Source organism: Lentilactobacillus dabitei (genome assembly GCF_019061365.1).
GTDB classification, from domain to species: domain Bacteria; phylum Bacillota; class Bacilli; order Lactobacillales; family Lactobacillaceae; genus Lentilactobacillus; species Lentilactobacillus dabitei.
In genome coordinates this window covers 19,140-29,514 of the sequence record NZ_JAHPPD010000026.1, presented here as the reverse complement: position 1 = coordinate 29,514, position 10,375 = coordinate 19,140, and the positions used below count along the sequence as shown (strand labels likewise).

General features: G+C 44.3%; 10 protein-coding genes. 6 read left to right on the top strand and 4 right to left on the bottom strand.

What is annotated here, in order from left to right; translation table 11 throughout:
• Positions 1-220 precede the first annotated feature (220 nt).
• Both KTE19_RS05710 and KTE19_RS05705 read left to right on the top strand, forming a co-directional pair.
• Positions 221-676, top strand: coding sequence for a CopY/TcrY family copper transport repressor (locus tag KTE19_RS05710; protein WP_217341819.1), 456 nt, complete (start codon positions 221-223; stop codon positions 674-676).
• Entirely contained in the window at positions 666-2,888 is a 2,223-nt protein-coding gene (locus KTE19_RS05705; protein WP_217163088.1) for a heavy metal translocating P-type ATPase, read from the top strand. Before KTE19_RS05710 ends, KTE19_RS05705 begins: the two co-directional genes overlap by 11 nt.
• A 409-nt stretch (positions 2,889-3,297) precedes the next feature.
• On the opposite strand, the gene KTE19_RS05700 is transcribed toward KTE19_RS05705, so the two are convergent.
• Entirely contained in the window at positions 3,298-4,548 is a 1,251-nt protein-coding gene (locus KTE19_RS05700; RefSeq protein WP_217341818.1) for an MFS transporter, read from the bottom strand.
• A 156-nt stretch (positions 4,549-4,704) separates the two neighbouring features.
• Here KTE19_RS05700 and KTE19_RS05695 point away from each other — a divergent pair, with 156 nt between their 5' ends.
• A complete protein-coding gene (locus KTE19_RS05695; protein ID WP_217163093.1) occupies positions 4,705-5,289 on the top strand; it encodes a peptidylprolyl isomerase in 585 nt (194 codons plus the stop codon).
• 110 nt (positions 5,290-5,399) lie between these two features.
• Here the strand turns inward: KTE19_RS05695 and KTE19_RS05690 are convergent, their stop codons facing one another.
• A complete protein-coding gene (locus tag KTE19_RS05690; RefSeq protein ID WP_217163095.1) occupies positions 5,400-5,816 on the bottom strand; it encodes a MerR family transcriptional regulator in 417 nt (138 codons plus the stop codon).
• A gap of 112 nt (positions 5,817-5,928) precedes the next feature.
• On the opposite strand from KTE19_RS05690, the gene KTE19_RS05685 reads away from it, so the two are divergent.
• Positions 5,929-6,897 (top strand): aldo/keto reductase family protein, encoded by a 969-nt coding sequence (locus tag KTE19_RS05685; protein WP_217163097.1) that lies wholly within the window; start codon positions 5,929-5,931, stop codon positions 6,895-6,897.
• A 102-nt stretch (positions 6,898-6,999) separates the two neighbouring features.
• Here KTE19_RS05685 and KTE19_RS05680 read toward each other — a convergent pair whose 3' ends face one another.
• Entirely contained in the window at positions 7,000-7,719 is a 720-nt protein-coding gene (locus KTE19_RS05680) for a DUF4811 domain-containing protein (RefSeq protein ID WP_217341817.1), read from the bottom strand.
• Positions 7,719-9,191 (bottom strand): MDR family MFS transporter, encoded by a 1,473-nt coding sequence (locus tag KTE19_RS05675; RefSeq protein WP_217163101.1) that lies wholly within the window; start codon positions 9,189-9,191, stop codon positions 7,719-7,721. Before KTE19_RS05675 ends, KTE19_RS05680 begins: the two co-directional genes overlap by 1 nt.
• 227 nt (positions 9,192-9,418) lie before the next feature.
• Here KTE19_RS05675 and KTE19_RS05670 point away from each other — a divergent pair, with 227 nt between their 5' ends.
• Both KTE19_RS05670 and KTE19_RS05665 read left to right on the top strand, forming a co-directional pair.
• Positions 9,419-9,868 carry a MerR family transcriptional regulator gene (locus KTE19_RS05670; protein WP_347339400.1) on the top strand — a complete coding sequence of 150 codons (450 nt, stop codon included), beginning with the start codon at positions 9,419-9,421 and terminating at the stop codon, positions 9,866-9,868.
• 72 nt (positions 9,869-9,940) lie between these two features.
• Positions 9,941-10,177, top strand: coding sequence for a cytochrome b5 domain-containing protein (locus KTE19_RS05665; RefSeq protein WP_217341816.1), 237 nt, complete (start codon positions 9,941-9,943; stop codon positions 10,175-10,177).
• Positions 10,178-10,375 lie beyond the last annotated feature (198 nt).

The following is a 10,375-nucleotide window of genomic DNA, read 5'->3' as shown; positions in this document are numbered from 1 at the left end:
CCCCTGTAGAATACAGGAATCAAGCCATGGTAGCTTAAATCAATATCTAAACTTGTCTAACTTTTCTGTTGCACTTCACAATCAATGAGCGCTTTTTTTATTGCCCAGAATAACCATTGATCGGTAGAAAAATTTGCATTAAATAAGTGACAGATGTAAACTTGAATTGTTGAAAGGTGACAGATGTAAATTTAAAGGATAACGCAGAGGAGACCCCAAAATGAAAGACGCAAAGAACGAAACTATCACAGACTCAGAATGGGAAGTTATGAGAGCAATTTGGACAATGGGGAAAACCACAAGCCGGGAGCTGATTGACGCGATGAATCAACTACAAGGCTGGTCAGATTCGACGACAAAGACCTTATTGCATCGGCTGATTAATAAAGGGGCCGTTGTCCAGAGCGGAACGAGTCGACCGTTCGTTTTTAAACCAATTGTGGGCGAGAAAGAGTCCATGGCCGCAGCAGCGACAGATCTGTTTGATCATATGTGTGCAATGCGGGCTGGGTCCACAATTGCCGGCGTTATCAAAACCAGGGAGCTTTCCCAGGCAGATATCGCTGAACTGCAAGCTATTTTAACGGAAAAAGCAAAAACAGCCCCTGAACAGGTGCAGTGCAACTGTTTGCCGGGCCATCATATGTGTGAGGAGGTTGAGGAACATGGCCAATAAGGAAAATAATATGGACCAGATGAAGATGGATGATATAAAAAATGATCACCAAAAGATGAACGGTATGCAATCGATGAACCATGACGGTATGAAGATGGATCACGGGATAAGTTCAACGGACCATCAGATGAAAATGGATCATGGGAGCATGAACATGAGCGGGATGGATCATGGCCATATGGATATGTCGGATAATATGGATATGGCCGGTGGTGACGTGATGATGCACGGTGGCTCCATGATGCACATGGGGAACTTGAAGGTTAAGTTCTGGATTTCGGTTGTTTTGGCAATTCCAGTCTTATTGTTGGCACCCATCATGGGCTTAAATATTTCAATTATTAATTTGAATGCCCCGCTGGCTGTTGGTATTGTGATTGTGTTGTTTGATTCAGCACTCTATTTCTATGGTGGGATGCCGTTCTTGAAGGGCGCAGTTGCCGAGATCAAGGATAAGTCACCTGAAATGATGACGCTGGTTACCCTTGGAATCTCGGTTTCGTACTTTTATAGTTTGTACGCATTTGTGGCTAACAATTTCTTGAATCCAGCGAACCACGTGATGGATTTTTCATTTGAATTGGCGACGCTAATCTTAATCATGTTGTTAGGGCACTGGATTGAAATGAATGCTTTGATGGGTGCCGGTGACGCCTTACAAAAGATGGCGGCCTTGCTACCTAAGACAGCTCATCTGGTCACTGAAACCGGTGAGACTAAAGACGTTGCCGTGGCCGATTTACAAGTTGGCCAGTCATTTCAAGTTCGCTCTGGAGAAAGTATCCCTGCTGACGGAGTTATCACTGATGGTCAATCCACAGTGAACGAAGCCTTGGTGACTGGTGAATCAGCTGCCGTTACCAAGAATGTTGGCGACAAGGTCATTGGCGGAGCGACTAATAATAACGGTACGCTGACGGTTAAAATCAGTGGTACCGGGGATTCCGGGTATCTCTCTCAAGTCATGAAGATGGTTCAAAATGCCCAACAGTCCAAATCAAAAGCTGAAGATAAGGCTGATCTAGTGGCCAAATACCTGTTCTACGCTGCTTTTGGCGTTGGAATCATTGCTTTCTTTGCTTGGTTACCACAAAGTTTGGCAACTGCAATGACGATTATGGTGACGGTTTTCGTGATTGCCTGCCCCCACGCTTTAGGGTTGGCAATTCCGCTGGTCGTTTCGCGTTCGACTTCAATTGGTGCTCAAAACGGTCTGCTGGTTCGCAATCGGCAAGCCATTGAAGCCAGCCAACATGTCAGCCACGTTCTTCTGGATAAGACGGGAACTTTGACTGAAGGTCAATTTACCGTGAATGCTTTGGTCCCGAGTAAAGATGTTGACGAACAGACGTTGCTGACGCGGTTGGCAGCTCTTGAAAGCAATTCAACTCATCCGCTTGCCCAGGCAATTATCGCCGCAGCTCAGGCAAAAGGGATTAAAGTTGAAGCAGCTCAAGCGTCTCAAAATATTCCCGGCGTGGGTATTGCTGGTGAAATCAACGGTCACCAATATATGATTGTTAACGGCAACTATCTGACGAAACAGGGCATTCAATTTGATCAAGGAGTTGCTGATGAGTGGGCCGCAAAAGGTAACTCAGTCAGTTTCCTTCTTCAAGATAAACAAGTCCAGGGAATGGTTGCTGAGGGCGATACCATTAAGGCTGGGGCTAAAGAGTTAATCAGTGGTTTGCAAAAGCGGGGAATTACTCCGGTGATGTTAACCGGTGATAATCAAAAAGCCGCTGAACACGTGGCTGGTTTACTTGGATTAAAAGAATTTCACGCAGGTCTGTTACCCAATGATAAGCAAAAGATTGTGGCTGAGTATCAAGCAAAGGGCAATCATGTCATCATGGTTGGTGATGGGGTGAACGATGCCCCTAGTCTAGCAGCGGCAAACATTGGTGTCGCAATTGGTGCCGGAACGGATGTCGCAATTGATTCAGCAGACGTGATCTTGGTTAAATCAGAACCAAGTGACATTCTACATTTCTTGGATTTGGCCAAAATTACCAATCGCAAGATGGTCCAAAACTTGTGGTGGGGAGCTGGCTATAACCTTATTGCAATTCCGCTGGCTGCCGGTGTCTTATCATTTATCGGCATTATCCTCGATCCAGCAGTTGGAGCAGCGGTGATGGCGATGTCAACGGTCATTGTGGCGATTAATGCAATGGGCTTGACGGGTGAGAAGATAAAAAATGAGTAAGCGGATCAAAGCGGTTAGTAACCGGAGCGTAAGTCTCCTCTAAGAGAAATCCCGGGTTTGGGGATTTTTCTTAGAGGTGCTTACGTGCAGGTTACTGCTTTGAGGAGCTGTCCTAAAACGAGTGAGCGGATCCAGGCGGTTAGCAACCGGAGCGTAAGTCGCCCCAAGGAGAAATTCCGGGGTTTGGAATTTTTGCTTGGGATGCTTACGTGCAGGTTGCTGCCTTGAGGAGCTGTCCTAGTAAAGTGATCCAAACGATTAAAAACAGAGGCAATAACCAACGCCATTTCTCCCTCTAACCTCACATTAGGAATAACTTAATCACCAAACAATATCAGAGAGAAAAGTGGTAGCCCACCTCCCAACTCAACAACTGAAGTCGGGAGGAGAGCCACCACTTTTTTACAGCCTATTCTTTTTCGGCTAACTTTTCATGCAACCGAATATCGTATTGCCGCGTTAATGGCATCAGCAGTGCCACTAAGCCGCAGATCGCCGAACCGATACCGGCGACAATAAACAGCCGTTCAATTCCAATGACGTCGGCAAGTGGGCCGGCAAAGATGAGCCCAATCGGCCCAGCCAAGTTGAGTAACGAGTTGAGAACCCCCAAGACCCGACCAAGTTCCTTAGGCGGATAGCTTTGTTGAATCATTGCCATGAGGAGTGTCGTGAAGAATGGTGTGGCAATGCCTTCGACGATGTTTAAGACCGCAAACCAAACAAAGCCGGTTTGGTTGCCTGGCAGGATGCCACTAATTCCGGTGGGGATACCAACCAAAAAGAAAGCAATAATCACGGGCTTCATCCGGTTTTTCCATTTACCAAAAATCCCGATGATGGCCCCACCGATAAACATTCCGCTTGAATAAATGGCTTCAATCAAGCCGGCTTGGCTGACCGTTCCCTGAAAGTATTTCATTGTCATGAGTGGGTACATGCTGGCAGCCGGCATATAGGTCAAGGTGAAGACAGCCCCAATTAGGGTAATAGACCAAAGCCCCTTATTGCTGGTCAACTGCTTGATGCCAAGTTTGGTATTGTGCAGGACGTGCATCGGCTGATCGATTTTTTCGTTATTTGGAATCTGAACAAAGGTTAAAATGCAAATCCCGATGATGGCACCTAAGACATCCAATAAGATGAGGTACTCGATTGGAATCAGGGCGAATAGGAAGGCCCCCAAAGCCGGTGCAATAATCATGTTGGCGGACTGAACCATTCCGAGCTGGCCGTTCATTCTGGTCAATTCCTTGTCTGGCACCATTGTCGGCATTACGGATTGAATCGTTGGCATCTGGAAGGTTTGGGCGCATGACCGCATGAGTAGCGAAATAAAAATCAGCCACAGTGGGAAAACGTGAAAGACCGTTCCAGATACTGAAAGAATAATAGCAAAACAGGCTGCAAATACATCCGGAAAGATCAATAACCCCTTCTTATTCCAGCGATCGACCATTGGGCCTACAAAAGGGCTGAGAATGACCATCGGCAGCATCCCTAAAATGGTAGCAATACTCAGTACGGTAGCCGACCCGGTTTTTTTGGTTAAATACCAAATGATTGCGTATTGGACGATCATACTGGTAATTCCGGTTAGAAATTGACTGATCAGAAATAGATAAATATTTCGACGCCAATGTTCTTGAGAGACTTTCATGTCTGTTACCCCGTCTTCGTGAAAATTTGTACAAGTCAATTCTAACGTATTCAAAGCAAAAAGTGTTAATAATTAGCTGTATTTACCTGACTTTCCTCTCGGGATATGATACGCTTTTGCAGTAGTGATGATGCATAATAAAGGAGAAAATAAATAATGACCTTACCTCAACTAGATTTGGCATACGCAAATGGCCCCAAAGCAACCATTAAAACCAACCATGGCGATATTGTGATTCAGTTATTCCCTGAGCAAGCTCCCAAAACGGTGGAGAACTTTGTTGCCTTAGCTGAAAAGGGTTACTACGATGGGGTTACTTTCCATCGCGTAATTCCAGACTTTATGATCCAAGGCGGCGATCCAACTGGAACTGGTGCCGGTGGTGAAAGCAGTTTTGGCGGCAACTTCGCTGATGAATTTTCACCAGAACTGTTTAATATCAACGGTGCTTTGTCGATGGCCAATGCCGGTCCGGATACTAATGGCAGCCAATTTTTTATTGTGACCAACGAGCATGTTGACGATGGCATGGTTCAGCAAATGAAGACGGCTGGTTACCCAGAAGAAATTATTGAAGCTTATCAAAATGGTGGCACCCCTTGGCTTGATTTCAGGCATACGGTGTTTGGCCAAGTGATTGACGGCATGGATGTCGTCAAGGAAATTAGTCAGGTTGACCGAAACGGCTCCGATAAGCCTAAAGAAGCGGTTACGATGGAAACAGTGACGATTGAAAAATAATTAAAAAGGCTGATTAATCATGGTCAGCTTAAAAAGCAGTAGCCCCGACGATTGACAAACAATTCGTCATTGGGGCCACTGCTTTTTGATACGCTTTAGTTATCGCAGATTCACTCAAACCGACTTAATGGATAATCATCCCAATCTGGATGCGGTTGATGGTTCACCTGGGCACTCCGGATATCGGTGTAGTATTGAAGCTTTCGCCGAATATGGCGTTGATTTTCTTTAAGGAGGACGAGCTGATCTGCCACCCGGTTGCAATGGGTTTGGAGCAGATCAATCACTTCATCTAAATCATGGTCTTGGTCCTCATATTTAAAGAGTGTCTGGAGTTCTTTGAGTGGCATTCCGGTATCCTTGAAGCAGCAAATTGCCGCCAACCGATCCAAATTCGCTTGGTTGTACAGGCGGTTTTTGCCATTTCTGGCAACGTGGGGAAGCAGCCCGATTTCTTCGTAGTAACGCAGTGTTGAGATGGGCAAATCGTATTTCTTTGAAACTTCCGCGATGGTGTAAGTGGTCATTAAATGCCTCCGAAATATTTAACTTTACCTCAAGTATACTTGAGGTGCTAGAGTAAAGTAAATAAGGAATTTAAACGATGCCTTATTTCAACTATTAGGAGGAACCAATCATATGAAATACCGACATTTAAGTAAGCAAGGCTTGCGGGTAAGTGAATTGGCATTGGGGAGCTGGATGACTGATGTCAGCGAACCAGATAAGCAGGAGTTAGCTGCTCAAAGTATCAACTTGGCATATGAACATGGGATTAATTTCTTTGACTGTGCCGATGCATACAGTGGCGGGGCTGCCGAACGATTTCTCGGCAAAACGCTTCAACAATTCCCTCGCAAAGAGCTTGTCTTATCCAGTAAAGTCTTTTTCCCAACCGGTGAGGGAATCAACGATCGCGGGTTATCCAGAAAGCACATTATGGAATCAATTGACACATCGCTGAAAAATATGCAGACAGATTATTTAGATCTCTACTTCTGTCACCGATTTGATCCTGAAACACCATTGGCAGAAACATTACAGGCATTAAGCGACCTGGTGGATCAAGGTAAAATTCTGTATTATGGCGTCAGCGAATGGCGGCCAGTCCAAATCTTGGAAGCCCAATTGATCATTCAAGAGCGGGGACTCCACCCAATGTCCGTGGTTCAGCCGCAATATAATATGTTTGATCGATATATTGAACATGAATTGTTGGATGTTTGTGGCAAATTAGGCCTTGGTGTTGTGCCATTCTCACCATTGTCTCAAGGATTGTTGACCGGCAAATATCGTAAGGGCCACCAAATTCCTGCTGGTTCGCGGGCAACTTACCAGGATCAGATCAAAGCACTCTTGACTGAAGATAATTTAGATAAGGTTGAAGTCTTAGTCCAGATGGCCGGCGAGCTCAATACAGATTTGGCAACATTTGCATTAGCCTGGACGTTGAGAGATCCAAGAATTTCCAGCTTAATCACGGGTGCCAGCAAGCCAAGTCAGCTTGAGAACAACTTGAAGGCGATTGATTTAGATATTCCGGCTGAATATTATCCAAGAATTGATCGATTATTTGGATTCAAAAAGTTTTCCCGAAAAATTGGTTAAGCAGCTTAGTAAACATTAACTTTTAGTGGCTGGACAATAACAAGCGTTCCATAAATCCAATCTGGATTTTATGGAACGCTTTTTTGAGGCTAGTAAACTGAATTACTTCAAGGACGCAATTAACTTCTTAACTGCTTGGGCATGGAACTCAGCAGTCGCTTGCTTAACCAGCTTTGCGCGGTCGGCAGCAGACATCCTTGGGTTCTTTTGCATGGCCGCCATCACTTGTTTGGTGACGAAGGCTTTTCCAGCAGTTTTCAATTGGGCTTGATAAGACTTATCAGCCATCTTCTTCTGCAGGGCTTTAGCTTGGGTAGTCGAAAGTACGAGCCAGTCCTTGTTGATATACAAGGTATTGTGTTGCTTGACTAGTTTATTGCCTTCATCGGCAATTCCAAACCATAACTTGGCAGCTTTATTTTTGTATTTCCAATGAGTGGTTTGAGTCACCATCTTGGATTCGCCGTTAATGCGAACCACTTTGTTGGTGGTGTCATCTTTTGCTCGGGTGTGGGATTTTTTCTTAGCATCCGCCGATTTTTGGTAGATATAAACCTTTTTCTTATCGGCAGTGCCAATTGGTTGATATAAGACCATTTGCATTTGCTTTGACTTGCCAACGGAATAAATTGGCTGAGCCGTTTGTTCGGTGGCTTGTTTCATTCCGTAATGATCATGGTCGTTTTTGATAATGTAAAAGGTTGACAGAACCGCCCCGATAATTGCGATGGCGGTCAAGATATTGCTCCAAGTCTTGTTTTCAATGTAAATGAAGAAGACAAAGCCCAAAACAACACTAATTACTAAAGTTGCTAATATCATTAATCTTCGCCTCCTGCTTTAGTATAGTCAGATGAGTGACCACGGTTTTTCAAGAAGAACGCGGTGATAAATGCAAGCAGACAGAAGATCAATGAGATCAGGAATGCTGCATGGTAACCACTTAATGTCGCGTTAATGGCATGGGTCTGGTAATTCAATGGGTTAGTGGTCAGCATGTGCTTTGAAGGCATATTGTTCTTCGTTACGTTGGTCAAGATACTGATCAACACGGCGGTTCCAACTGAACTAGCGACTTGGCGTTGCGTGTTGTTAACAGCAGTTCCGTGACTCAGTAGATTAAGTGGTAAGGAGTTCATTCCAACTGTGGTAGCCGGCATCATTGACATTGAAATACCGAACATCCGAACGGCGTAGAAGAACACGATGTAGATAGTTGGCGTACTCTTTGTAATGTAGATAAATGGAATTGAGCCAAGGGTTAGAAAGAACATTCCGATGATCGAAAGCCGTCTGGCACCAAACCGGTCCACAGCCCGGCCAGTAATTGGGCTCATGATTCCCATCATAATGGCTCCAGCAAGGAGGGTTAGTCCGGATTCAAACGCAGACATGCCTTTAACAATTTGCAGGTACAATGGGATGACCATTTCAACTCCAACCATTGCCATCATTGTAACAGAACTTAAGATGGCAGAAATGGTGAATGGAAATGACCGATAAACTCGGAATTCCAAGAAGGGTTTCTTCATGGTTAATTGACGCCAAATGAAACCAATGATGAAGATAACCCCGATCACGAGGGTACTGATAACTGTTGCGCTGCCCCAGCCGTCCTCACCAACTGATGAGAACCCGTAAAGTAAGCTACCAAAGCCAACGGTTGACATGATGATTGAGAGTATGTCTGTTCCAACTTTCTTCGTTGGCAGTACACTCTTAACAAAGAAAAAACTGGCCAAAATAACGATTACTAGTAATGGCAGAATCATGCCGAAAAGATCTCGCCAAGTCCAGTTGTCAATGACCCATCCAGAAAGAGTTGGGCCAATGGCTGGGGCTAAGCCGATGACGATTCCGGCAAGGCCCATGGCAGTTCCTCGTTTGTCAGGCGGAAAGATTGACAGCATAATGGTCTGGAGTAATGGCATGGTAACCCCCACACCCAATGCTTGAATCAAACGGCCAGTCAGGAGCATTCCAAAGTTTGGTGCGGTGTAACAGACGATAGTTCCAATGAAGAACGTTGTCATCGCACTTATATAGAGTATTTTAGAATTGAATCTTGTGCTTAACCAAGCACTAATTGGGATCATAATCCCGTTAACCATCATGAAGCCAGTGGTCAACCACTGAACGGTTGATGTCGACACATCAAAGGCCTTCATAATAGTAGGAAATGCCGTCGAAAGAATGGTCTGGTTCAAAATAGTACAAAACGTACCAATTAAAATGACCACAATCATTATTCCACGATTATATGGCTTGCCATTTTCGTCTACTGAATTTGCCACGATTGATTACCTTCTTCACTTCAAATTAGATTTCTTCAAAAAACGATTCCTGACTAATATAAGATTATTCACAACAATTGTCAACTATCTTGACAACGATATTCAATAATATATACTTAATGTTAATGAATAGACGGTGGGTTATAGAGAATCTAATAATAAGAATGCCCATCTAGAGCCAATGAAACCAATTACACAGTCTCGATGATTAGAAACGAGGAATTTAAGTGGATAAGGAATTCAAACAAAAATTAGCCGAAATTGTCAAAGATAATGCCTGGTACATGGGCTTAGGGGATGTTTCCCGGGCAACCGGGATTTCTCAAACCAAGCTACGTTACTGGGAGCGCAAGGGCTACATTGAAAGTAAACAGGGTAAAAATCAGAATCGTAAATTTAGTTATAGCATGTTAATCAAGGCCTATCAGATCAAGTTGTTCTTGGACCAAGGCTACACATTAGCAGTGGCTGCAGAAAAAGCTGAGGCAAAAAACAACGTCTTGAAGTTAGTCCGCAAGGTTATTTTTGACCGGTTTGAAGATGTTGCGACCTATGACGGCCATCAGGCAATCAATCTCGGCCCCTTTGATGAGGATAAGGATAAATTGCTATACGCGGTTATTTATGATGGCGGCACTCAATTTAAGCTGGTCGATTTGCCAGATAAAGAAGCATAAACTGCTTGAAATATTTAAGGATTAGGTTGTATAGTTAAAGGAAATATTTGAACGTGATAGGGAGGCTACGATATGACTGAAACAACCTTTACAAAGGCTCAACTAGCGCAATTTGACGGCAAAGATGGTAACAAGGCTTATGTTGCAATTGACGGGATTGTGTATGATCTGACCAATGTCGATCAGTGGGCGACCGGCCGGCACCACGGCAAGCTGGCCGGTCAAGATTTGAGTGTTGTGATTGATCACACGCCCCATAAACGGACTGTTCTCGATAAGTTAACTGCTGTCGGCAAATACATCGGTTAACCCAGTTCTAATGACTGCTTGAAAAGTCTGCTATGATCGGCAGGCTTTTATTGTGGCAGGATCAGTACGCTGCTGAGTGTCTGGTTGCCTGTTGGAAATTGACCGCGACATGGACGACTCAGAACAAAAAAATTGAAATTAATTTTCAATTTGGGGTTGCTTTTATAACCCCTATAAGCGTTACACTGGACTTATTAT

What these genes read in the sequence shown, in the direction of transcription:
- KTE19_RS05700 (WP_217341818.1), bottom strand. Translation starts at nt 4,548, where the DNA reads ATGAAAGTCTCTCAAGAACATTGGCGTCGAAATATTTATCTATTTCTG.
- KTE19_RS05690 (WP_217163095.1), bottom strand. Translation starts at nt 5,816, where the DNA reads ATGACCACTTACACCATCGCGGAAGTTTCAAAGAAATACGATTTGCCC.
- KTE19_RS05665 (WP_217341816.1), top strand. Translation starts at nt 9,941, where the DNA reads ATGACTGAAACAACCTTTACAAAGGCTCAACTAGCGCAATTTGACGGC.
- KTE19_RS05680 (WP_217341817.1), bottom strand. Translation starts at nt 7,719, where the DNA reads ATGATATTAGCAACTTTAGTAATTAGTGTTGTTTTGGGCTTTGTCTTC.
- KTE19_RS05705 (WP_217163088.1), top strand. Translation starts at nt 666, where the DNA reads ATGGCCAATAAGGAAAATAATATGGACCAGATGAAGATGGATGATATA.
- KTE19_RS05695 (WP_217163093.1), top strand. Translation starts at nt 4,705, where the DNA reads ATGACCTTACCTCAACTAGATTTGGCATACGCAAATGGCCCCAAAGCA.
- KTE19_RS05710 (WP_217341819.1), top strand. Translation starts at nt 221, where the DNA reads ATGAAAGACGCAAAGAACGAAACTATCACAGACTCAGAATGGGAAGTT.
- KTE19_RS05685 (WP_217163097.1), top strand. Translation starts at nt 5,929, where the DNA reads ATGAAATACCGACATTTAAGTAAGCAAGGCTTGCGGGTAAGTGAATTG.